Source organism: Streptomyces lacaronensis (genome assembly GCF_047337785.1).
Classification (GTDB): Bacteria; Actinomycetota; Actinomycetes; order Streptomycetales; family Streptomycetaceae; genus Streptomyces; species Streptomyces lycopersici.
This window is the reverse complement of record NZ_JBLHDK010000003.1, coordinates 9,778,690-9,800,755: the sequence shown is the minus strand read 5'-3', so window position 1 is coordinate 9,800,755 and position 22,066 is coordinate 9,778,690. Positions and strand designations below refer to the sequence as shown.

Genomic DNA, 22,066 nt, shown 5'->3' with positions numbered 1-22,066 from the left:
GGCACCCACAACCGAGGAGTGCGAAAAGCCAATGGAACCAGACGAGTTCGACGCCGTTCTGGCGGCGGTGCGGGCCTTGGTGCGCGAGCAGGTCGTCCCGCGCGAGAACGAGATCGAGGAGAAGGACGAGATCCCGGCGGACCTCCGCGAGAAGGCCGCGGCCATGGGCCTGTTCGGCTACGCGCTGCCCCAGGAATACGGCGGGCTGGGCTTCTCCATGACGGAGGACGTACGCCTCTCCCTGGAGATCGGCTGGACCACGCCCGCGTTCCGTTCGATGTTCAGCATCAACAACGGGGTCGCCGGCCAGCTCCTGGCGAGTTCCGGCACCGAGGAGCAGAAGCGGCGCTATCTGCCTCGGATGGCGGCCGGGGAGTTGATCGCCGCGTTCACGCTCACGGAGGCGGAGGCCGGCTCGGACCCCAGCGGTATCAGGACCCGTGCCGTACGCGACCGGGGCGGCTACGTCCTGAACGGCAGCAAGCGGTTCATCACCAATGCCCCGCTCGCCGGTGTGTTCATGGTGTTCGCCCGCACCGGGCCGCAGAACACGGGCGCCGAGGGGATCTCCGTCTTCGCCGTCGACGCGGACACCCCCGGCGTCACCGTGGGACCGAGGGACCACAAGATGGGCCAGTCGGGGGCCTTGAGCGCGGAGGTCTTCTTCGACGACGTACGCCTTCCCGCGAGCGCCCTCGTCGGAGGACACGAGGAAGAGGGATTCCGCACCGCCATGCGGTCGCTGGCGAGGGGACGTCTGAGCGTCGCGGCGATGTGTGTGGGGCTGGCCGGGCGCATCCTGGACGAAAGCGTCACGCACGCCTCGGTCACCCGGCAGGGCGGACGTCCCATCGGCGAGTTCCAGCTCGTCCAGGCCATGCTCGCCGAGTCGCACGCCGAGATGTACGCGGCCCGCGCCATGGTGCTGGAGGCGGCCCGCGCGTACGACTCGGGCGAGGACCGCAGGCTGGCGCCGTCCTCCACGAAACTGTTCTGCAGCGAGATGGTGGGCCGGGTGGCCGACCGTGCCGTCCAGATACACGGGGGCATGGGATACATGCGCCACGTTCCCGTCGAGCGCTTCTACCGCGACGTGCGGCTGTTCCGCATCTACGAGGGGACGAGCGAGATCCAGAAGCTCATCGTGGGCAGGCAGTTGCTGCGGGAGCACGCGTGACGGACGCGCCGGCGACCTCATGAGCGAGGCGCGCGAGGCCACCGGCCCGTACGGGGCATGAGGCGGGCTGCGCGGGCCACAGCACCGACGCGCCCGGCACAGAAGGTACGACAAGGTCGAGGAGAAACCTATGGCGAGGTCCGGCTTTCCTCCCCGGACCCTGAAGGGTGATCGGGTGAGCGTGGCAGACACCGAGGGGGCGGAACGCCCCGACCCGAGACCAACCGCTCGTGACGAGGCCAAGCCGGCCGGGCCACTGACGGGCATCACGGTGGTGTCCCTGGAGCAGGCGGTGGCGGCCCCCATCTGCACCCGCACCCTCGGTGACTTCGGGGCTCGGGTGATCAAGGTGGAGAACCCGGAAGGCGGTGACTTCGCCCGTCACTACGACGATGTGGTGGGCGGCATGGCGGCGCACTTCGTATGGGTCAACCGGGGCAAGGAGTCGGTCACGCTGAACCTGAAGGATCCGGCCGGGATGGCGGTACTCCACCGGTTGCTCGACCGCGCGGATGTGATGGTCTCCAATCTTGCTCCCGGTGCCACGGCGAGGCTCGGTATCGCGCCCGCCGACCTCGCCGTCAGCCACCCGGAACTCATCGCCGTGGAGATCGACGGCTACGGGCCGGGAGGCCCGCTGTCCCACAAGCGTGCTTACGATCTGCTGGTCCAGGCCGAGTCGGGCGCATGCGCGATGACGGGCTTTCCCGGTGCGCCGGCCAAGCCCGGTCCGCCGATGGCCGACGTGTGCACCGGCCTGTATGCCGCGTTGTCGGTCCTGGCGCTGCTCTGCGGCAAGGAGCGCGGCCATGGCAGCGGCCCCGCCGCGGTCGCGGTGAGCCTGTTCGACACCATGACGGAGTTGATGGGGTATCAGCTCACCTACACGCTGCACACGGGTGTGGACCAGCAACCGGTCGGCATGGGCTCGCCCGCGGTGGCGCCGTACGGCGCCTACCGCACGGCGGACGGCCAGACCGTCGTCCTGGGCACGACGAACGACCGCGAATGGCGGCGATTCGCGCGTGACCTTCTCGGCCGGCCCGACCTGGCCGACGACGAACGCTTTCGTACCACCTCCGGCCGGGCCGAGCACCGTGAGTTCCTGGACGCGGAGATCGCCGACTGGTGCGCACGCCATGACCTGGCGCAGGTGCAGAGCGACGCGGATGCCGCGGGGATCGGCAATGCCCGGTTCAACACACCGAGCGAGGTCATAGCCCATCCGCATCTGATGGCCCGCGACCGGTGGCGCCGGATCGACACACCTCACGGTCGGGTACCCGCTCTGCTTCCACCTCCGGTCATCGCCGGCTACGAGCCACCGATGGGTGGGATCCCCGCACTCGGTCAGCACACCGACGCCCTGCTCGCCGAACTCGGCGTCACCGAGGACGACATCGCCGTGCTACGCGCACAAGGCGTGGTGGCCCCGGCCCCTCGCTGAGGTGCCGCTGATCTTCGCCGGCGGATGCGGGACCAGGCGCGGGCATTGCTTGGGCCGGCGTGCGGCGGTGGCGCCAACCGGCAGATGCTCTGTGGGCTGCTCAGCGAGTACCACACCACACCTCTCCGATTGCCTCACCAGCGACAGAGAACGCCCAACTCAGCAACCTGATCGGAACAAGCGGGCGAGTCGCGCCCGTTCGCGAGCGTCCTCTCCGCGCGACAGTGGTTGACCATGCCGTGGCGGCACGGTTTTGACTGTCGACCGTCGGCGCTCGAGTGCCGGAAGGACCCGGGTTCCGTATCGACGCGGGCCAGGTCCGGACCAGTGGAATTCCGATCGCTTTCGCTCTGACGCACCATCCGGCAACGAGGCAATCAGGTGGCACGATGGACTACTTGCCTTATGTGCAAGCGCACCGAGACTTCTACCGCCCGTTGGAAGAGGCCGAGGATATCGGGACCGTTTACCGAGCAAGCGTGGTCCCGGACGACTGGAGGCGGAACCAGTCGGGAATCTGGGCCATGCACAGGCCGCCGGGCGCGCCGACGGTGACCCATGGCTGGAAGGTCCATGTATCCGCGTCCTACAAGCGGGCTCAGGACGTGCTCGACGCCGCCGCGGCCGTGTGCGTGGAGCGGGAAGTCCCGTTCAAGCACTTGCGCTCGTCGCTGTTCTTCATCATGCTCCACCACAAGCAGGCCTACCGTCCGCAGAGCGGGAAGTTCATCGCCGCCTACCCACCCGACGAGGCTGCCGCCAGGAAGCTGATGGAGGCGCTGGCCCGTACCACGTCCGGCGAGGACGGGGATGCTGCCGGACGGTGTCGAGGATTTCATGGTGCCGGACGCCACCGGGCAACTGGTGCCCGATGTAAGAGGGTTGAGCTTCACCCTGCCGGCGGGGATAACCGATCCTTTCGCGAATGCGGCGGACACTCCGGGCCGCCCACGGAGTCCGCAGACGCCGAAGAAGCCGCGGAAGTCGTCTCCGGAAGCGGACAGCGTCTCATTCGAGGGCCTGCGCTTCGAGAAGGTGCTGCGGCACTCCAACGGAGGCGGCGCGTACCGGGCCGTGACCACCGACACCGGGGAGGAGGTGTTCGTCAAGGAAGCGCGTCCCCACACGGGGCTGCACCGGGGCGGCGCCGCACCGGACTACCTGGCGCACGAGCACCGCGTCCTGCGGACCCTGGACGAACACGCACCAGGGCTGGCGCCGAAGCCCCTCGGCTTCTTCCGGCACTGGGAACACAGCTATCTGGTCACGGAACTCGTTCCGGGCCGCTCCCTGCTGGAATGGGTCACCCACGAGCACCCCGGATTCGTCATCGGCGCGGGCGCCGAGGAGTACGGGTCCTACTGGCAACGGTCGCGGCGCATCCTGGAGCGGCTGACGGCCCGTTTGGAGCGGCTGCACGGCGTCGGCTACGCGTTTCTCGACGTCAGTCCCCGCAATGTGCTGGTGGACGATGACGACAACGTGCGGCTGATCGACTTCGAGACCGCGGCGCGGCTCGGCGAGCCCGCCGGCCTCTTCGGCACTCCGGGCTTCTTTCCGGACGAGCCGTCGGACCGGCTCGAGGAGAGGATGCGCAAGGACCCGACGTACTGTGACCGCTACGGACTCGCCGCCCTCGCGCAACTCCTGGCCTTCGGCATGAAGCACCACGTCATCCAGCGGGAGCCGGCCGTACTGCACCATCTGAGCCACCGCATATCAAAGGACGCCGGGGTGCCGCTGCCGCACGACCTGTGGGCGCGGGCCACCGCCTTCACGTCCCCGGATGCCGCCAGCCCCCTGCCCTCCCCCCGTCAGGTGGACGACGACCCGACAGGATGCCTGCGCCGGCTTCAGCAGGCGACCGCCGACGCCCTGCTGGCCATGGCCGACCCCGAGGGCAGGGTGGTGTTCCCCACGGTCCCGAACGGCTACGCCACCCATCAGCACGGGGTCCCCTACGGCACCGCCGGAATCGTGCACGCCCTACGTCTCGCGGAGCGCACCGTTCCGGATGCGGTGCTGGAGCGCATGCGCACCGAGAGCCTGAAGCTGGCCGGCCGCGCCGCCCCCGGCCTGCACACCGGCAACGCGGGAATCGCCTGGGTACTGGCCGATCTCGGCATGGTCGAGGAGGCACGCTTTCTGCTGGAAGCCGCCGAGGAGCACCCCGTCCTGGCACAGCGGGCCACCCTCGGCGAGGGCATCGCGGGGGTCGCCCTGACGCACCTGGCGTTGTACGGGCACGACGGCGACGAGAGCCACCTGACGGCCGCCGCCCGGCTGCGCGCCCGCATACCCGACGGCGCGGACCTCGCCCCCGTCCTGCAGCGGGAGGGCGTGACCGGCCTGCTGCACGGACGGGTCGGCATCGCGCTGCTCGACTACTTCCTCCACCGACTGCTGGGCGACGAGAGCGCCAAGCGGCGGGGCCTGGACCTCCTCAGGGAGGAAGCGGCCATGGCCGACCCCTACCCCGGGGGCGGCATCGGCTTCCGCGTCTCCACCGCGGACCAGCGCCTGTATCCGTATCTGCACCGAGGCTCGGCCGGCTTCGCCCTCGTCGGCGCCCGGTTCCTGCCGGTGGCGGACGAGAACCTCGCCGTGGCCGTGGACCGGGCGATACGAGCGAGCACGGTGGCGACGACCGTCTACGCGGGCCTGTACGAGGGGCACTCCGGTCTGGTCTTCGCCCTGGCCGAGCACGCCCGGCTGACCGGCACGGCCTCCGGGCACGCGGCGGCAGTCCACGCGGCGAAGGGGCTGTTCAGCCACGCCGTGTCCGATCCGAGCGGAGCCCGCTTCCACGGCGAGTACCTGATGAAGTTCACGGCTGACCTGTGGAGCGGCTCGGCCGGTGTGCTGCTGGCCCTGACTCGGGTGCTGGACGGCCGCGCCGACATGTTCTTCACCGTCGACGCCCTCCTCGACGCCGATGGCGCCCTCCCCTGCGGATGATCCCGGCAGCCCGCCGACAGGACACCGGCCGCGCGAGGAACCGGGCGGCGGCCCCCACAGCCCTTTCCCGGTCCCCGGGAAGGGACGGTCCACCGCGACCCGCGGCCGACCGTTCTCATGAGAAGCGAGAAGAGAAGGGGAAACCCCATGGAGTTGGAAGAAGTCCTGGCACTTCAGCTGATGGAGACCGAAGAGGCGGCCGTCGACCGGCACGCGGGCACCACGACCTGCACCACCACCAGCGGGAGCACCGTGTGCACTGCTTGACCGGCGCATACCGCTGACCTGTGGGGTGCCCGGGGCCCGGCCCCGGGCACCCCACGCAGTTCCACGAAGGCGGCTTGCGCCCGGGGGCGAGTGATCCACGCCACCTTCGTGGCCACCGAGGCGTGTCTGCGCTTGATCATGCCGCAGCGGCATAGTTTCGACTGGCATAAGCCGTCCGACCGCGGTCGGCGGCAACGCTTTCGGAACGAGGTGACGGTCGTGGCATGGAGCACTCGTGAGATCGCCGAGCTCGCCGGAACCAGCCTGCGGGCGGTACGCCACTATCACGAGGTCGGACTGCTCGAGGAGCCGGAGCGGCGCGCCAACGGCTACAAGCAGTACGGGGTCCCCCATCTGGTCCGGTTGCTGCGGATCAACCGCCTGACGGGCCTCGGGTTCTCCCTGTCCCAGATCGCCGCCATGGGTGAGGCCGACGGTCCCCCGGAGGAGGTCCTGCGCGGCCTCGACGCCGAACTCACCGCCACCATCGGAAGGCTCCAACAGGCCGCGTCGACATCGGTCTGTTCCTGCGCCAGTCCATGCCGTCCGAGCTGCCGCCCGAGTTCGCCCCGGCCATCGCCCAGGCGGACGTACCCGAGGCCGATCGCTCGTTCCTCGCCGTCCTGTCCCGGGTCGTGGGTCCCCAGCGCCGGCAAGCATACGCGGAAATGCTGCGGAACCACCCCGACGATCCCGTGACCTCAGAGTTCAACGGCCTGTCCCCCGAAGCCGACGAACGGACCCGCCAGGACGTGGCCGAGCGTCTGGTCCCCTACGTTCGCGTGCTCCACGCGGAACACCCGGGACTGAACGCCCCGCATCTCGACGACCCGTACAGCGCGCGCGTCATCGGGCGGACGATCGACAAGGCCTTACGGGAGCTGTACAACCCCGCCCAGCGCGACGTCATCCGCCGCACACGGCACCTGCTGCGCACCCCACCGCAGAACGATCAGGTCTGACCTCACCGCCCAAGCCGACCCCGCGACGCGCATGAGCCCGGGAAGTGGGCATACGGTGGGACGCATACCGCCTCAGAGCAGCTTGCGGCCCGGTGAAGGCCGGCACCTCCGACGGCTGACCGGGGGCGCCGCGCGGCAGGGGCAGCGTCGCTTCGGGGCCGGGCCCGGTTACGGGCCCGGCCCCTCGCTGCGGTTGCCCCGCGGGTCTGCGCCCGTCAGCGCGCCTTGTACGCGGCGGTGACCTCGACCTCCACCAGCCAGCCCTTGGCGGCCAGCGACGCGACCTCCATCGTGGCGCGCGCGGGACGGGCCTTGTTGGCGACCAGCGGTGCCTTGGGGGCGGAGGTGCCCATCGGGACCGGGACGACCGCCTTCGAGGTGAGGTCGATGTTGGCGAAGTACTGGCGGTACGCGCGGTTCCATCCCGCGTAGTCGGCGGTCTCGGCGCCGGGCGGTTTCATCAGGTAGCACTTCATGGTGATGACGTCGGCCAGGGTCAGGCCCGCCGCTTCGAGGTTGGCCTTGATGTTGCGCAGGACGACCAGTGCCTGGGCCTCGGTGACCGTGACTCCCGTGGCGCCCTGAATGAGGGCCGGGTCGGTGTAGAGCTCGGGTGAGCCGGCCGGCGCGGACGGGTTGAGCGCGGTCGGGCCAAGGCCGCTGCTCTGGTAGATCGCCGCCTCACCGCCGGTCGCCACTCCCGTGGCGATGGCCGGGTTGGACTGGCCCTCGGGCAGCATGACGCGGACCTCTCTGGGCCCGGGCCACCAGCCCTTGCCCTCGGCGAGCGCGGTGCCGCCGGTGAGGAGCGCGGCGGTCAAGGCCGTACCGATCACCACCTTCGTACGTCGCTTCATGCGGCCATCACCCTTTCGTGGATGTCGGTCACGACCTTGCGGGCCGAGGTGAACGCGCCGTGCTGCCAGGCGATGACATGGCTGAGCCAGTCGCCGGCGAAGTAGACATGCCCCGCGGGCTGGTTGAGCAGCTTGTACTCGGGACCGGTCTGCGAGGGCCAGCCCACCCAGCCGGCCTCGATATGAGGCGTGCGGTGCCAGGCCACGCTGAAGGAGTGATCGAGTTCGGTGCGGTACTTGTCGCCGTGGATCTTCACGCCCCGGCTCACCGCCCGCGCAAGGCGCTGGGCGTGCGGCAGATCGCCGTACGCGACGGCGTCGGCACCGGAGTTGTAGTAGCCGATGAGTGTGCCGCGGCGGCCCTGGTAGCCGTAGGAGGGGTACCAGATGGTGGCCAAGTCGGTGTCGGTCGGCGTGATGCCACCGTAGACATGCTCGTCCGTCTCCCACCATCGGCTGCGGTACTCGAGCCCGATCTTGCCGACGGGGGTCGGGACGGCGTCCTTCAGCGCCGCGGTGATGTCGGTCCCCAGGTTGTGCTTGAGGCGGGCCATGACCATCGGCGGCATGGCCGCGACAACGAAGTCGGCGCGCTGGGTGCGGGTACGGCCGTCGTCGCTCTTGTACGTGACCTCGGCACCATCCGGCAGGTCCTTGACCTCCAGCACCTGGGCGCCATAGGTGATGCGGTTCTGGCCGATCGCCTTGGCCAGGGCGTACGGGATCGCGTCCATGCCGCCCACCGGCTGGAACATCAGCATGGCCTGGTCGTAGCCGAGTTCGAAGGCGAAGCGCTGCCCCACGCCGCTGGCGATGACGTCCGACAGCGTCGGCACCGGGCCAAGGACCGTGCCGTCCTCGAAGGCCGCGCCCGGCTCGACGGAGTAGCCTCGCCGGTCGGTGCCGGTGTAGGCGTAGCCGTCGGCTTTGCCCTTGATAGCGCCGAAGCTCTGCAGGAACGCGATCAGTCGTTCCTTGTCCTGCGCGGTGAGCTGCGCGTCCAGGGCGCCGTGGTCGGTGGCCTTGGCGAGCAGCTCGGAGATGTAGCCGTAGACATCGGCCTTCGCCGTGCGCCAGCGCATGGGCTTGCCCGCGAGGGCGGCACTGCTCTCGTGGTAGATGTACGCGTTGGCGTTCTGGTTGGTGAACACCTGTAGTTCGACGCCGAGTTCGCGGCAGTACTCAAGAGTGACGTGGGACTGCGGCAGACGGGCCGGGCCGGCGTTCATGTACTGGCCCTTGGTGAACGACGCCGTCTGCGTACGCCCGTCGAGGTCGGTCAGCATCGTGCCGCCGCGGACCGTCCAGTTGCGGCCCCCGGGGCGGTCCTTCGCCTCCAGGATCCGGCAGTCGTAACCGGCTTTGCCCAGCTCGTACGCCGTCGCCAGGCCGGCTATGCCGCCGCCGAGCACGAGCACCTGCTTGCCGCCGCGCCCGGTGAGCGCGAAGTCGCTTCGCTGGGGCGCCCGGTACTCATCCGCCCGCACGTCCGGCACCGGGGCGAGCCCGAGTGCGCCCATCGCCGAGTACAGCACTCCGGCGCCACCCGCGACGCCGACGGATCTCAGGAAGTTGCGACGGGATGCCGGGGACTGCTCTGCAGCCATCAATTCCTCCTCATCCGCACCCCGGGGCGCGCGCCGGCCGGGGAGCGGTCGTTCGGTCAACCCGGTCACGTGGGGGGTGCGAGTTACTGAGGAGACCGGAGGTGCGCCATGAGCCTCCGCCGCGACTGTTACAACGCCATACCACTGACGTAACCGGTTTCGAGCCGTGCGCCGCGAACCAGGGGGAAGGGCTCAGGGACCGGGCGGGGACGCGCCTACTTCTTCGGCCAGTTCGCGGAACCGGATCCCGGCCTGGCTCTGGTAGCGCGGGTTCCAGGCGACCGCGAGGCCCAGTGGCGGCTGGGGACCCGAGGTGATCAGCTCCCGGAACTCCACGCCGTCGCGGCCCTTGCGTGCGGCGCTGGAGGGGACGAGGGCGACGCCCATCCCGCTGCCGACCAGAAAGAGGACCGTCTCGACCTGCACTGCTTCCTGCGCCACCTTCGGCGTCACCCCGGCCTCCTGGAACAGCATCGTGGACAGGGCGTGCAGGCCGGGAATGGCGTGCTGGGTGTAGTCGATGAACGGCTCGTCCGCGATGTCCTTGAGGGTGATCCGCTTCTGGCGGGTGAAGGGGTGCCCGGTGGGCAGCGCGAGGACGAAGCGGTCGGCCTCGACGGTGACGTACTGGAGATCGCTGCGCCGGGTGAGGGGGACGCGGACGATGCACACGTCCAGCGTGTGACGTTCCAGGGAGTCGATGAGGCCGGTATTGGTGTCCTCGGTGAACTTCAGGGCCACGCCCGGATAGGTCCGGCGGAAGGCGGGGAGCAGCAGGGGCAGCAGCCGGTTCTTCGCGGAGCCGACGAAGCCCACACGCAGGTTGCCGGTGGCCCCCGCTGCCGTGGACTCCGCGACCCGGGCCAGTTCCGTCGAATGGAAGACGACGGCACGGGCGTGCTCCAGGGCGGCCTCACCGGCCGAGGTCAGCTCGACACTGTGAGTGGAACGCAGGAAGAGCCTGGCACCGATCTCCTCCTCCAGCTTTCGGATGGAGACCGACAGCGGGGGCTGTGTCATGTGCAGACGCTCGGCCGCCGTACGGAAGTTGAGGGTTTCCGCCACCTCCAGGAAGTGCCTGAGCTGCCGCAGCTCCATGGTGATACCTCGCATGTATCAAGACTTGGCGAATTCCGCTTGGGGATTGTATGGCCGTAACGGGATCGGCAGGGTGACTCGCACCACACGCACTGACAGAGCACCAAGGGAGCCGCCCCATGTCAGCCGTGCCTTCCACGCCCGAACCCGTGGGCTTCGAGCAGGCATTCCGCCCGCGTTCGGTCGCCGTGATCGGCGCCTCGGACGACCCCAGCCGGATCTCCGGCCGGGCACTGCACTACCTGCGCCGCGCCGGCTATCAGGGCGCCGTCTACCCGGTCAACCACAAGCGGGCGACGGTGCAGGGGCTGGACGCCTATCCGTCGCTGGACGCCGTGCCCGAGGTCCCGGACATGGCGCTGATCGGCCTGTCCTCGGGTCTCCTCAAGCAGGCGGTCACGGACTGCGTGGCCAAGGGCGTGGGCGCGGCGGTCATCTACGCCGCCGGCTTCGCGGAGACGAGCGAGGACGGCCAGGCGCTCCAGGAAGAGCTCGCCGAGATCGCGCGGCGCGGGAATCTGCGGCTGTTCGGTCCCAACTGTCTGGGGCTCCTGCACGCGGCCAGCGGTTTCATCGGCACCTTCAGCAGCGCCTTCGACGAGGAGATCCCCACCGGGGGCAACGTCGCCGTGGTCAGTCAGAGCGGTGCCTATGGTGGGCACCTGGCCTATCTGTGCCGCCGCCGCAACATGGACATCGGCTATTGGGTGTCCACCGGCAACGAGGCGGGCACCGACGTCGCCGAGTGCGTCCACTGGCTCGCCATGCAGGACGACGTCTCGGTGATCCTCGCCTACGCCGAGGGGGTACGGGACGCCGGGCGGCTGCGCACCGCGCTGGCGGTGGCGCACGAGCGGCGCAAGCCGGTGGTCTTCATGAAGGTCGGCTCCTCCAGCGTCGGCGCCACCGCCGCGCAGTCGCACACCGCCTCACTGGTGGGCAGCGACGCCGTCTACGACGCGATCTTCCGCCAGTACGGCGTGCACCGCGCCCGGACCACCCAGGAGCAGGTCGACCTGGCCTACGCGTGCAGCCGGGGCGTGCTGCCGGCCGGACGCCGGGTGGGCATCGTCACCGTGTCCGGCGGCTTCGGCGTGCAGCTGTGCGATGCCGCCGAGCGGTACGGGCTCGATGTCGCCGGGCTGCCCGAGGAGGCCCGCGCCCGGCTGCGCGCGATCAATCCGATGGGCAGCGACGACAATCCCTGCGACACCACCGCGGGCTGGCTCAACGACATGAGCCTGATCACCGACACCTTCGGGGTCATGTATGCCCAGGGTGACTACGACAGTGTGATCGGCTCGTTCACGATGCTGCCGGACTCCCCCACCTACGGCGAGGGCATCAAGGAAGCCATCCGCAAGGGCACCTCCGACTTCATGGACCGGCCGACCGTCCTGTGCATGGAGGCGCGCCCCGAAGTCGTGCGGTCCTACGAGGACGCCGGCTTCCTCGTCTTCGACGACTCCGAGCGGGCCGTCGCCGCGCTCGACGGGCTCGCCCGGCTGCGGGAGGGCTTCGAACGCCCGCTGCCCGCACCCGGCGGGCTCCCCGGCGGGACGGACGCACTGCGCCGCGAGCTGCCGGGCGGACCGCTGTCCGAGTCCGCGGCGCAGGAGTTGCTGGCCTCGGCGGGCGTGCCGTTCCCCGCGTCCCGGGTGGTGACGTCGGCCGCGGAGGCCGCCGAGGCCGCTACCCGGATCGGCTTCCCGGCCGTCATGAAGATCGTCTCGCCCGACATCCCGCACAAGACGGAGATCGGTGGCGTGGTACTCGGCGTCGCGGACGCGGACGCCGCCGCGGCACAGTTCACCGCGCTGACCGCTCGCGCCGCCGCGGCCCGGCCCGACGCCCGGGTGGAGGGGGTGCTCGTGGCGCGGACGGCGCCGCGTGGGGCCGAGGTGATCGTGGGCGCGCGGCGCGACCCGGTCTTCGGACCGGTGGTGATGTTCGGAACCGGAGGGGTGCAGGCCGAGCTGTTCCGCGACGTCGCCACCCGGGTCGGCGCCGTCAGCCGGGACGAGGCGTTGCGGATGATCGCCGAGACCCGCGGACACGCCCTGCTGACCGGCTTCCGGGGGCTGCCCGAGGCCGATGTGGACGCCCTCGCCGACCTGCTGGTCACCGTCTCCGCGTTCGCCGTCGCCAACGCCGACCGGATCGGGACGCTGGAGCTGAACCCGGTGATCGTCCGCGAGGCCGGCCAGGGTGTGCTGGCGCTGGACGCCCTGGTGGTGCCATGCGAGGAGACGTCATGACGATGGACCCGCACAGGCTGATGCGGCGGGAGTTCGCGCCGGTCCGGCAGCGCTACACCGCCCGGGACTCGCGCCTGTACGCCCTGAGCCTCGGGCTCGGCGCCGATCCACTGGACGCCCGTCAGCTGGGTTACGTCTACGAGGAGGGCCAGCGCGCCTTCCCCACCATGCCGAACGTGCTCGGCTACCCCGGCTTCTGGGCCCGCGAACCGGACACCGGCATCGACTGGCGGCGGCTGCTGCACGTCGAGCAGTCGTTGACGCTGCACACCCCGCCGGCACCCGAGGGCGACGTCGTGGGCCACACCCGCGTCACCGGCATCGTGGACAAGGGTGTGGACAAGGGCGCGCTGCTCTACCAGACGCGGCAGGTCCTGGACGCCGGCAGCGGACGGCTCCTGGCCGAGGTGGGCCAGGTCAGCCTGTTGCGCGGGGACGGCGGCTGCGGCAGCACGACGGACCCCGCTCCCCCGCCGCACCGGATGCCCGACCGGGCCCCGGACGCGGTGCGCGATCTGCCGACCCTGCCGCAGGCAGCACTGCTCTACCGGCTCAATGGCGACACCAACCCGGTGCACGCCGACCCCGTGACCGCGCGGGCGGCCGGGTTCGAACGGCCCATCCTGCACGGACTGTGCACCTTCGGCATGGCCGTGCACGCCCTGCTGGCCGGGGCCCTGGACTGGGACGAGTCCAGGCTGTACCGGCTGCGGGTCCGCTTCTCCGCCCCCGTCCATCCCGGGGAGACGCTGCGGACCGAGTCCTGGACCGACGGCGATGTCGTGTCCTTCCGCACCACCGCGGTCGAACGCGGCGCGGTCGTCCTGGACGCCGGCCGCGCCGACCTGATCTGACCCGACTGACGCACTGGAGCCGCTTCATGGATCTGGAACTCAACCACAAGACCGCGATCGTCACCGGCTCCGCCCGGGGCCTCGGCGCCGCGACCGCCCGCCGCCTGGCACAGGAGGGCGCCCGCGTCGTCGTCACCGACATCGACGGGCAGGGCGCGGAGGCGACCGCCAAGGAGCTGGCCGGACTCGGCCACCGCGCGATCGCCGTCCGGGCGGACATCACCTCGGGCACGGACGTCGAGGCCCTGGTGGCCGCCGCCACCGAGGAGTTCGGCGGGGTGCACATCCTCGTCAACAACGCCGGCTTCCCCCGCGACACACTGCTCACGAGGATGACGGACACCGACTGGGACTCGGTGATCGAGGTGATCCTCAAGGGATCGTTCCTGGTCACCCGGGCCGTCATGCCACAGCTGATCGAGCGGCGCTGGGGACGGGTGGTCAACATCTCCTCGCGCAGCTACCTGGGCAACCCGGGCCAGGCGAACTACTCCAGCGCCAAGGCCGGGATCCTCGGCTTCACCCGCGCGCTCGCCGCGGAGCAGGGGCGCTACGGCATCACCGTCAACGCCGTCGCCCCGGGCTTCATGGAGACCGAGGCCGTCCGCTCCCTGGACCACTACGAGAAGATCCGGGAGAGGGCCGTCGCCGCCCAGCCGCTGCGCCGCACCGGGCAGCCGGAGGACATCGCGGACGCGGTGGCGTTCCTCGCCTCCGAGCGAGCGTCGTTCATCACCGGCGAGACCCTGCACGTGACCGGCGGCCGCTTCGGCTGACCGGTCCGGCTCAGCCCGCACCAGGCCCGCCGCCCCCACGGTGGCCAACGTCGCACTCCTCTCCCGGCCCACTCTCCGGCCGTACGGCGGACGATCCCGCCCGAAGGCCCACCCGCGGCCGCACCGCTCCGGCCGCCCCCGGCGACCCCACAACCCCCGGGCCGCCCCGCACCGGGCGCACCGCGTGCCCGCCCCGCACATCCGTGAGTGTCACCACTTCGGCCTGCCGACGACGCACGCGCCGCGCTCCCCAAGCTTGCCCATGATGTCAATGGAGATATCCCATGTCCGCTTCCCGTGAAGCAGTCGCCGGGGCGGTACGCCCCGCCGGCTCATCACCGTCCCCCCGCCGCAGCAGAGCACGCTTCCTGATCGTCGCGCTGCTCTTCATGGTCTCCACCCTCAACAACGCCGACCGCGCCATCCTGTCGATCACCGGTACGGAGATCCAGAGCGACATCGGCATCAGCGATGTCACGCTCGGCTATCTGTTCTCCGCCTTCTCCTGGGCCTACATGCTGGCCCAGCTGCCCGGCGGCTGGATCGTGGACAAGTGGGGCGCCCGCAAGGTGTACGCGGGCAGCATCTTCGTGTGGTCCCTGACCACCCTGCTCCAGGGCTTCGTCCCGCTGTTCGGCATCGCCTCGGCGATGGTCGCGCTGTTCGTCCTGCGGCTCGCGGTGGGCCTGGCCGAGGGCCCGGCCTACCCCACCAACGGCCGGGTCGTGGCAACCTGGTTCCCCACGGCCGAACGGGCCACCGCCTCGGCGATCTTCAACTCCTCGCAGTACGCGGCGCCGGTCGTCTTCACCCCGTTCATGGCGTGGCTCACCCATGGCTGGGGCTGGCCCTCGGCGTACTTCGTGATGGGCGGAGTGGGCCTCGTCCTCAGCGTCTGGTGGTGGGTGGCCTACCGCCAGCCCCGTGAGCACCGGGGCGTCAACCAGGCAGAGCTGGACCACCTCGTCGAGGGCGGCGCGCTCGTCGACATCGAGGAGGCCTCCTCGATCGGCACCAGGGCCGGCGTCAACACCTGGTCCGTGGTCCGGCAACTCCTCAGCAGCCGGATGATGATCGGCCTCTACCTGGGCCAGTTCTTCATCGCCACACTCGTCTACTTCTTCCTCACGTGGTTCCCGATCTACCTCATCAAGGAACTCGGCATGCCGCTGCTGGAGGCGGGCTTCACCGCGTCCATCCCGGCGCTGTTCGGCTTCATCGGCGGCATCCTGGGCGGTCTGCTCTCCGACGGGCTGCTGCGCCGGGGCATGTCGGTGACCGCGGCCCGCAAGCTCCCGATCGTCGTCGGACTGGCTCTCTCCACCTGCATCATCGCGTGCGCCTGGACCTCGACCAAGACCGTGGTCATCGTCCTGATGGCGATCGCGTTCTTCGGCAAGGGACTGGGCAGCCTCGGCTGGACCGTCCTCTCGGACACCTCCCCGAAGGAGGCCGCGGGGCTCTCCGGTGGTCTGTTCAACGCCCTGGCCAATCTGGCCGGCATCACCACCCCGGTCATCATCGGCTACGTCGTCGATGTCACCGGATCCTTCGACGGCGCGCTGTACTTCGTCGGCGCCTCCGGCCTCGCCGCGGCACTGTCCTTCCTGCTGGTCGTCGGCCGTATCGAACGCATCCGGCTGAAGGAGGCCGCCCCGTGACCGCGCCAAGTGAGTACGTCTCCTGGATCGGCCGCAGCGAGGAAGCCGAGGACACACTGAGCGCGGACACCGCCCGCGGGCTGACCGGCGTCCTGGACCGTGCCCCGGACAGCCCGGACAGCCCGGAGGCCACCCCGCCGCCCCTCGCGCACTGGCTCTGCTTCCTGCCTCGCACCCCGCAGAGCGATCTCGGCCCCGACGGGCATCCCCGGCGCGGCGCCTTCCTGCCGCCCGTCCGGCTCCCCCGCCGGATGTGGGCCGGCGGCGACCTGCGGTTCTCCGCGCCGCTGCGTACCGGTGTCCCGGTGCACCGGACCTCGGTGATCGCGAACATACGCGAGCGTGAGGGGCGCAGCGGGCCGCTGGTCTTCGTCACCGTCGACCACGAGTTGCGCCAGGACGGCGACCGCGTCCTCACCGAGCGGCAGGACATCGTCTACCGCGCCGCCCCCGGCCAGGCCCCGGCGGCCTCCGGGGACGCGCGGGAGCGGCCGGAGGAGGAGCCTCCGGCGCCCGGTGCGTGGCAGCGCGCCCTCGTCCCGGATCCGGTCCTGCTGTTCCGCTATTCGGCGCTGACCTTCAACGGGCACCGCATCCATTACGACCGCGCCTACGCCCAGCGGGAGGAGGGCTACCCCGGGCTGGTCGTGCAAGGACCGCTGACGGCGACACTGCTGATGGACCTCTACGTACGGGAGCGGCCGGCCGCGCGTGTCACCGGTTTCCGGTTCCGCGGCCTGCGCCCGGCCTTCGACGGCCGGGAGCTGACCCTGCACGGCACACCGACCGCGACCGGCGCGTCCCTGTACGCCGCCGACGACCGGGGGCGGACCGTGATGAGCGCGGAGGTGGACGCCGCATGAGCGCACACGACACCGGGGGCCCGCGGTCGCTGCTGTTCGTCCCGGCCGACGACGAGCGGCTGCTGTCCAGGGCGCATCTGCGCGGCGCGGACGGGCTGATTCTCGATCTGGAGGACGCCGTCCCGGAATCGGGCAAGGAGTCGGCGCGGCGGGGCCTGCCCGCCCACGTCGACCGGCTGACCGCCGAGGGCCAGTACCTGGTGGTGCGGACAGGCACGGTGCGCAAGGACTGGGAGAGGGACCTGCGGGCCGCGGTCCGTCCCGGCCTGCGGGCGGTGATGCTGCCCAAGAGCGAGCGTCCCGAACAGCTGGCCGAGGTGGCCGCCTGCCTCGACTCACTGGAGCGGGAACGCGGGCTGCCCGATGGCTCGGTCGGGCTGATCGCGCTGGTCGAGTCCCCGGCCGCGCTGTTCGCGCTGACCGCACTGGCGGCGGCGCCGCGGGTCCGCGCACTGGCGCTGGGCAGTGAGGACTTCGCCTCGGCTCTGGGCGTGGCGCCCACGCCTTCCGTGCTGACCGAACCATGCCGCTGGATCGCGCTGGCCTCCTCGGCCGCCGGAATCGGCTCCTTCGCGCTGCCGCTGTCCCTGGCCGTCCTGGACCGGCCCGAGGCGCTGGCACACGCTGCCCGGCAGACGCGGGAACTGGGCGTCACCGGCGCCCTGTGCGTCCACCCGACGCAGGTCGCGGCGGTCAACGCCGCGTACGCGCCCGACGACGCGGAAATCGCCTGGGCGCGCCGGGTGACCGAGGCGTGGGACGCCGCCGGCGGCAGCGGCGATGGGGGCGGCCCAGGTGTCATCCGGGTCGACGGCCTGATGGTCGACGCGCCCGTCCTGCGCCGCGCGCGCACCCTTCTCTCCTCTCTGTCCCCGGCGGCCGCCACGGGAGACGCAGTAACGACCGACCATGGAGGTGACCGGTGAGCGGCGCACACGTCCGCCTGCGGATATCGGACCGGGTGGCGACCATCGTCTTCGACAACCCGCCACTGCATGTGTGGAACGCGGCCATGACCCACGGCCTGGCCGAGGCGCTGGACGCCGTGGAGGGAGACCCGTCCATCGGCGTGGTGGTGCTCACCGGCGACGGGGACCGGGCGTTCTGCGCGGGCTCGGACATCGTCGAGTTCGCCCCGATGCGGGCGCCGGGTGAAGCGGTGGCGAAGAAACTCCGTCCGCAGCAGGAGCTGTTCGCACGGCTGGCGTCCTTCCCGAAGCCGACGATCGCCGCGCTGAACGGGCACACCCTCGGCGGCGGCCTGGAGATCGCGGTCTGCTGCGACCTCATCGTCGCCGAGGAACACATCCGCATCGGCTCGCCGGAGATCACACTCGGCGTCTTCCCCGGCAGCGGCGGCACGTTCCGGGTCGCCCGACGCATCGGGGCCGGGCGCGCCAAGGAGATGCAGCTGCTGGGCGAGCCGGTGGACGCGGCGACGGCGCTCGCCTGGGGCCTGGTCAACCGGGTCGCGCCGCGCGGCGGGGCGCACGCCGCCGCGCTGGAACTGGCGGAGGTGCTGCTCCACCGCCCGCCCCGGTCGATGGCGCTGTGCAAGTCGGTGATCGACGCCGCGTACGACCTCACCGAGGAGGAGCTGATCGAGCGTTCGCTGGAGGCCAGCGACGAGGCGTTCACCTCCGCCGAGAGTGCCGAGGGCGTCCAGGCGTTCCTCGCCAAGCGTGCCCCCGACTTCCGGACCGCCGCCTCCAAGAGCACCAAGAGGAAGGAGACCCCCGCATGACCCGTGCGGCCATCGTCACCCCCGTCCGTACCCCCATCGGCGCCTTCGGCGGCAGCCTGCGCCCGGTGCCCGTCGAGAAGCTGGGCGCCACCGTCGCCAAGGCGGTGGTCGAGCGCGCCGGTATCGACCCGGCCCTGATCGAGGACGTGGTCTTCGCACAGTCCTACGCCAGCAGCGAGACCCCGTGCGTCGGCCGCTGGATCGCCCTGGAGGCCGGATTCCCGGTCGAGGTCGCCGGGCTGCAGCTGGACCGGCGCTGCGGTGGCGGGCTCCAGGCCATCGCCACGGCCGCGATGATGGTGCAGTCCGGAGCGGCCCAGGTCGTCATGGCGGGCGGCGTCGAGAGCATGAGCAACGTCGAGTACTACACCACCGACATGCGCTGGGGCGGACGCTTCGGCTCCACCGTCTTCCACGACCGGCTCGACCGGGGACGCGAACGCGCTCAGCCGGTGGAGCGGTTCGGGGAGATCTCCGGCATGATCGAGACCGCCGAGAACCTGGCCCGGGACTACGGGATCACCCGCGAGCAGGCCGACGCCTACGCCCTCCGCAGCCAGCGACGTGCGGCGGCGGCCTGGGAGTCGGGCGCCTTCGCACGCGAGGTCGTGCCGGTGACAGTGCCCCAGCGCAAGGGCGACCCCGTGGCGGTCACCCGCGACGAGGGGATGCGTCCGGACACCACGGCGGAGAAACTGGCGCGGCTGCGCCCGGTCGAGCCCGGCGGGACCGTCACACCGGGCAACGCCTGCCAGCAGAACGACGCCGCCGCGGCGTGCCTGGTCATCGCCGAGGACCAGGTCGAGCGGCTGGGCCTGACCCCCATCGCGTATCTGAGCGGCTGGGCGGCGGCCGGCTGCGAGCCCTCCCGCATGGGCATCGGCCCCGTACCCGCCACCGCCCGGCTCCTCAAACGCCTCGGCCTGACCCTGGCGGACATGGACCTCATCGAGGTGAACGAGGCGTTCGCCTGCCAAGTGCTCGCGGTCCTCAAGGAGTGGGGCATCGACGACACCGAGCGGGTCAACGTCAACGGCTCCGGAATCTCACTCGGCCACCCGGTCGGCGCGACGGGCGTACGCATCATGACCACACTGCTGCACGAACTGGAACGACGCGACGCCCGGTTCGGGCTGGAGACCATATGCATCGGAGGAGGCCAGGGCATTGCAGCCGTCTTCGAACGTGCCTGAGGAACGCCGCGGTCCACTGGCCGGGCTGCGCGTCGTGGAGGTCTCGGCCTTCGTCGCAGCCCCGCTGGCCTCCATGACACTGGCCCAGCTGGGCGCCGAAGTGATCCGCATCGACCCGCTCGGCGGAAACATCGACTACCACCGCTGGCCGGAAACCGCACACGGCGAGAGCCTCTACTGGGCCAGCCTCAACAAAGGCAAACGGTCGGTCACCCTGCCGCTGGACACCCCCGAGGGGCAGCGCGCGGCCGCCGACATCATCTGCGCGGACGGCGACGGTGCGGGCATCCTGATCACCAATCTGCCCGCCCGGGGCTGGCTCGGCTACGAGCACCTGTCCGCGCGGCGGCCCGACCTGATCATGATGCGGCTGCTGGGCGACCACGACGGCTCCCCCGCCGTGGACTACTCCGTCAACTGCGCCAGCGGCTTCCCGCACGCGACGGGCACCGGCCCCGAGCCGGTCAACCACGTGCTCCCGGCCTGGGACGTGGCCGCCGGCCTCTACCTGACCGTGGGTCTGCTGGCCGCCGAGCGCAGGCGGCAGGCGACCGGACAGGGCCAGGAGGTCACACTCGCCCTGTCCGACGTCATGCTCGCCACCGTCGGCAACCTCGGCTACCTCGCGGACGTACAGATCAACGGCGTCTCCCGGGAACCGATCGGCAACAGCCTCTACGGCGCCTTCGGACGGGACTTCACCACCGCCGACGGGCGCTCGGTGATGGTCGTGGCCATCACCACCCGCCAGTTCCGCGCCCTGGGCCGGGCCACCGGACTCACCGAGAAGCTGGAGATGACCGGCCCCCTGATGGGCGTCGACCTCACGACGGAAGGCGGCCGGTACACCGCCCGGCACGCCATCGCCGCCGTGCTCGAACCCTGGTTCGCCGCCAGGACACTGGCCGAACTGCGCGCGACGTTGCAAGGCACCGGCGTGCTGTGGGGCCCGTACCAGACGTTCCGGCAGCTGGTCGAGGAGGACCCGCGCTGCTCGACGCAGAACCCACTCTTCTCCCGCATCGAGCAGCCGGGGATCGGCAGGTTGCTGGCTCCCGGCTCACCGCTGATGTTCTCCGGTGACCCGGCGCCGGCGGCCGCTCCGGCACCCCGGCTCGGTGCGGACACCGGTAGCCTCCACGGCTCCATCCCGCAGCCGGTCAACGGCTGACGGACGGGGCAGGGGCCCGGCATGGAAGGACCGCTGCGGGTTCACCTCGGACCTCATGCCGATGGTCGTGAGCCGCGCCGTGCAGGGCTTCGCGTTGGGCGCCGTCCCGCTCGGCATCAGCATCATGCGGGACGAGCTGCCGCCCAAGCGGCACCGATCGGCGAGGGCGCTGATGAGCAGCTCCCTCGGCGTCGGCGGCGCGCTCGCCATACCGCTGGCCGCGCTCGTCGCCCGGAACGTCGACTGGCACTGGCTGTTCTTCGGCGCCGCCGCCATCGGCGCGGTGGCCATGGCCGCGATCGCCGTCGGCATCGCCTCCATGGGCCTCGCGATGATGATGGTCTCCCCGCGCGGCGGCAGTGACAGGTGCGTCAGCGGTGGAGGGAGCGGTTGAGCTCGACGGCCTCATCCAGCGTGGGCGCCGAGGTGAGGGCGGCGAAGCGCTCCATCTGGCGGTCCCGGTTACGCGGGGCCTCGGCCTTGTCCGCCCGTTCCAGGGCCGGTCCCAGGTCCTCCCGGCTCAGCTCGGTGCAGTAGGCGGGCGTCATCGGCTGCTGACGCCAGGAGTCAGCCAGCACACCGGTGTCGAAGGGGTCGAAGCCGCTCTCGTCCACCAGCCGCATGCCCACGCGCCGCGCCTCCTCGGAGTCGGCTGCGACGGGGAGCGCGATGCGGCCCGGGGTTCCCGCCGGTACACCCTTGGTCTGCAAGGTGCCTGCCAGGGCGGCGTTCCACGCCTTGACGACGGGCCGCCCCAGCTGCTCGGCCACCCACAGACTCTCCACCTGGCCCTTCTCCACCGCGTCGATGGGGCCGCTGAGGTGGGGGAAGTAGTTGGAAGTGTCGATGACCACGGTCTCGGCCGGCACGGAGGCGAAGAGTCCGGCCACGTCCGGGATGCGCGCGAAGGGGACGGACAAGATGATCACGTCCTTGCCCTGGACAGCGTCCTCCGCGGTCACCGCCCGCGCCCCGAACTCCACCACCGTGGCCTCCACTGTTTCCGGGCCCCGCGAGTTCGCCACCTGGACGTCGTGCCCGCCGGCGCTGAACGTGCGCGCCAGTGATGCCCCGACCGGGCCTGTTCCGATAATGCCAAGTTTCACGATTTGTCCTTCTGAAGGGTGCGCCGTTCCCCATGGAGAGGGACGACGCGATGGACGGCTGAGTTGG

Annotated in this window: 17 protein-coding genes and 3 pseudogenes; 16 read left to right on the top strand and 4 right to left on the bottom strand. The window is 70.9% G+C overall.

What is annotated here, in order from left to right; genetic code table 11:
* Nucleotides 1-31: 31 nt before the first annotated feature.
* The 6 genes and pseudogenes from ACMTAK_RS42715 (at nt 32) to ACMTAK_RS42695 (ending at nt 6,811) form a co-directional block, all read left to right on the top strand.
* On the top strand, nt 32-1,177 hold the full coding sequence (locus ACMTAK_RS42715) for an acyl-CoA dehydrogenase family protein (protein ID WP_413811100.1): 1,146 nt from the start codon (nt 32-34) through the stop codon (nt 1,175-1,177).
* 175 nt (nt 1,178-1,352) lie between these two features.
* A complete protein-coding gene (locus ACMTAK_RS42710) occupies nt 1,353-2,624 on the top strand; it encodes a CaiB/BaiF CoA transferase family protein (RefSeq protein WP_413811099.1) in 1,272 nt (423 codons plus the stop codon).
* Nucleotides 2,625-3,013: 389 nt separating this feature from the next.
* Nucleotides 3,014-3,421 (top strand): annotated as a pseudogene (locus ACMTAK_RS52750) (class III lanthionine synthetase LanKC N-terminal domain-containing protein); the annotation flags it as partial.
* A 13-nt stretch (nt 3,422-3,434) separates the two neighbouring features.
* Nucleotides 3,435-5,582 carry a protein kinase domain-containing protein gene (locus ACMTAK_RS42705; RefSeq protein ID WP_413811098.1) on the top strand — a complete coding sequence of 716 codons (2,148 nt, stop codon included), beginning with the start codon at nt 3,435-3,437 and terminating at the stop codon, nt 5,580-5,582.
* A 405-nt stretch (nt 5,583-5,987) separates the two neighbouring features.
* Nucleotides 5,988-6,212, top strand: a pseudogene (locus tag ACMTAK_RS42700) (MerR family DNA-binding transcriptional regulator); the annotation flags it as partial.
* Nucleotides 6,213-6,388: 176 nt separating this feature from the next.
* Nucleotides 6,389-6,811: a hypothetical protein gene (locus tag ACMTAK_RS42695; protein WP_413813291.1), complete on the top strand. Its 423-nt coding sequence runs from the start codon at nt 6,389-6,391 to the stop codon at nt 6,809-6,811.
* Nucleotides 6,812-7,026: 215 nt separating this feature from the next.
* Here ACMTAK_RS42695 and ACMTAK_RS42690 read toward each other — a convergent pair whose 3' ends face one another.
* The 3 genes from ACMTAK_RS42690 to ACMTAK_RS42680 all read right to left on the bottom strand — a co-directional run bounded on the left by ACMTAK_RS42690 (nt 7,027) and on the right by ACMTAK_RS42680 (nt 10,388).
* Nucleotides 7,027-7,668, bottom strand: a complete 642-nt coding sequence (locus tag ACMTAK_RS42690; RefSeq protein WP_413811097.1) for a Rid family hydrolase — start codon at nt 7,666-7,668, stop codon at nt 7,027-7,029.
* A complete protein-coding gene (locus tag ACMTAK_RS42685) occupies nt 7,665-9,275 on the bottom strand; it encodes a flavin monoamine oxidase family protein (protein WP_413811096.1) in 1,611 nt (536 codons plus the stop codon). The genes ACMTAK_RS42690 and ACMTAK_RS42685 overlap by 4 nt, the downstream gene beginning before the upstream one ends.
* 192 nt (nt 9,276-9,467) lie before the next feature.
* The gene (locus tag ACMTAK_RS42680; RefSeq protein ID WP_413811095.1) at nt 9,468-10,388 is read right to left on the bottom strand and encodes a LysR family transcriptional regulator; all 921 of its coding nucleotides are present in this window, start codon (nt 10,386-10,388) and stop codon (nt 9,468-9,470) included.
* A 104-nt stretch (nt 10,389-10,492) separates the two neighbouring features.
* On the opposite strand from ACMTAK_RS42680, the gene ACMTAK_RS42675 reads away from it, so the two are divergent.
* The 10 genes and pseudogenes from ACMTAK_RS42675 to ACMTAK_RS42630 all read left to right on the top strand — a co-directional run.
* On the top strand, nt 10,493-12,631 hold the full coding sequence (locus tag ACMTAK_RS42675; RefSeq protein ID WP_413811094.1) for an acetate--CoA ligase family protein: 2,139 nt from the start codon (nt 10,493-10,495) through the stop codon (nt 12,629-12,631).
* Nucleotides 12,628-13,485 (top strand): MaoC family dehydratase, encoded by an 858-nt coding sequence (locus tag ACMTAK_RS42670; RefSeq protein WP_413811093.1) that lies wholly within the window; start codon nt 12,628-12,630, stop codon nt 13,483-13,485. Before ACMTAK_RS42675 ends, ACMTAK_RS42670 begins: the two co-directional genes overlap by 4 nt.
* A 26-nt stretch (nt 13,486-13,511) precedes the next feature.
* A complete protein-coding gene (gene fabG, locus ACMTAK_RS42665; protein WP_413811092.1) occupies nt 13,512-14,261 on the top strand; it encodes a 3-oxoacyl-ACP reductase FabG in 750 nt (249 codons plus the stop codon).
* A gap of 284 nt (nt 14,262-14,545) precedes the next feature.
* Nucleotides 14,546-15,922, top strand: a complete 1,377-nt coding sequence (locus ACMTAK_RS42660; protein ID WP_413811091.1) for an MFS transporter — start codon at nt 14,546-14,548, stop codon at nt 15,920-15,922.
* Nucleotides 15,919-16,785, top strand: a complete 867-nt coding sequence (locus ACMTAK_RS42655) for an HTD2 family dehydratase (RefSeq protein WP_413811090.1) — start codon at nt 15,919-15,921, stop codon at nt 16,783-16,785. The genes ACMTAK_RS42660 and ACMTAK_RS42655 overlap by 4 nt, the downstream gene beginning before the upstream one ends.
* Nucleotides 16,782-17,711 (top strand): HpcH/HpaI aldolase/citrate lyase family protein, encoded by a 930-nt coding sequence (locus ACMTAK_RS42650; RefSeq protein WP_413811089.1) that lies wholly within the window; start codon nt 16,782-16,784, stop codon nt 17,709-17,711. Before ACMTAK_RS42655 ends, ACMTAK_RS42650 begins: the two co-directional genes overlap by 4 nt.
* A complete protein-coding gene (locus tag ACMTAK_RS42645; protein ID WP_413811088.1) occupies nt 17,708-18,529 on the top strand; it encodes an enoyl-CoA hydratase/isomerase family protein in 822 nt (273 codons plus the stop codon). The genes ACMTAK_RS42650 and ACMTAK_RS42645 overlap by 4 nt, the downstream gene beginning before the upstream one ends.
* A complete protein-coding gene (locus ACMTAK_RS42640; protein ID WP_413811087.1) occupies nt 18,526-19,722 on the top strand; it encodes an acetyl-CoA C-acetyltransferase in 1,197 nt (398 codons plus the stop codon). The genes ACMTAK_RS42645 and ACMTAK_RS42640 overlap by 4 nt, the downstream gene beginning before the upstream one ends.
* Nucleotides 19,715-20,893: a CoA transferase gene (locus ACMTAK_RS42635; RefSeq protein WP_413811086.1), complete on the top strand. Its 1,179-nt coding sequence runs from the start codon at nt 19,715-19,717 to the stop codon at nt 20,891-20,893. The genes ACMTAK_RS42640 and ACMTAK_RS42635 overlap by 8 nt, the downstream gene beginning before the upstream one ends.
* A gap of 34 nt (nt 20,894-20,927) precedes the next feature.
* Nucleotides 20,928-21,200, top strand: a pseudogene (locus ACMTAK_RS42630) (MFS transporter); the annotation flags it as partial.
* 64 nt (nt 21,201-21,264) lie between these two features.
* Here the strand turns inward: ACMTAK_RS42630 and ACMTAK_RS42625 are convergent.
* The gene (locus tag ACMTAK_RS42625; protein ID WP_413811085.1) at nt 21,265-21,999 is read right to left on the bottom strand and encodes an NADPH-dependent F420 reductase; all 735 of its coding nucleotides are present in this window, start codon (nt 21,997-21,999) and stop codon (nt 21,265-21,267) included.
* Between the last annotated feature and the right edge of the window lie 67 nt (nt 22,000-22,066).

Bases quoted from the DNA above. Each gene is read 5' to 3' on its own strand.
- ACMTAK_RS42715 (WP_413811100.1), top strand. From the start codon at position 32: ATGGAACCAGACGAGTTCGACGCCGTTCTGGCGGCGGTGCGGGCCTTG.
- ACMTAK_RS42705 (WP_413811098.1), top strand. From the start codon at position 3,435: ATGCTGCCGGACGGTGTCGAGGATTTCATGGTGCCGGACGCCACCGGG.
- ACMTAK_RS42695 (WP_413813291.1), top strand. From the start codon at position 6,389: ATGCCGTCCGAGCTGCCGCCCGAGTTCGCCCCGGCCATCGCCCAGGCG.
- ACMTAK_RS42690 (WP_413811097.1), bottom strand. From the start codon at position 7,668: ATGAAGCGACGTACGAAGGTGGTGATCGGTACGGCCTTGACCGCCGCG.
- ACMTAK_RS42685 (WP_413811096.1), bottom strand. From the start codon at position 9,275: ATGGCTGCAGAGCAGTCCCCGGCATCCCGTCGCAACTTCCTGAGATCC.
- ACMTAK_RS42680 (WP_413811095.1), bottom strand. From the start codon at position 10,388: ATGCGAGGTATCACCATGGAGCTGCGGCAGCTCAGGCACTTCCTGGAG.
- ACMTAK_RS42675 (WP_413811094.1), top strand. From the start codon at position 10,493: ATGTCAGCCGTGCCTTCCACGCCCGAACCCGTGGGCTTCGAGCAGGCA.
- ACMTAK_RS42670 (WP_413811093.1), top strand. From the start codon at position 12,628: ATGACGATGGACCCGCACAGGCTGATGCGGCGGGAGTTCGCGCCGGTC.
- fabG (WP_413811092.1), top strand. From the start codon at position 13,512: ATGGATCTGGAACTCAACCACAAGACCGCGATCGTCACCGGCTCCGCC.
- ACMTAK_RS42660 (WP_413811091.1), top strand. From the start codon at position 14,546: ATGTCCGCTTCCCGTGAAGCAGTCGCCGGGGCGGTACGCCCCGCCGGC.
- ACMTAK_RS42650 (WP_413811089.1), top strand. From the start codon at position 16,782: ATGAGCGCACACGACACCGGGGGCCCGCGGTCGCTGCTGTTCGTCCCG.
- ACMTAK_RS42640 (WP_413811087.1), top strand. From the start codon at position 18,526: ATGACCCGTGCGGCCATCGTCACCCCCGTCCGTACCCCCATCGGCGCC.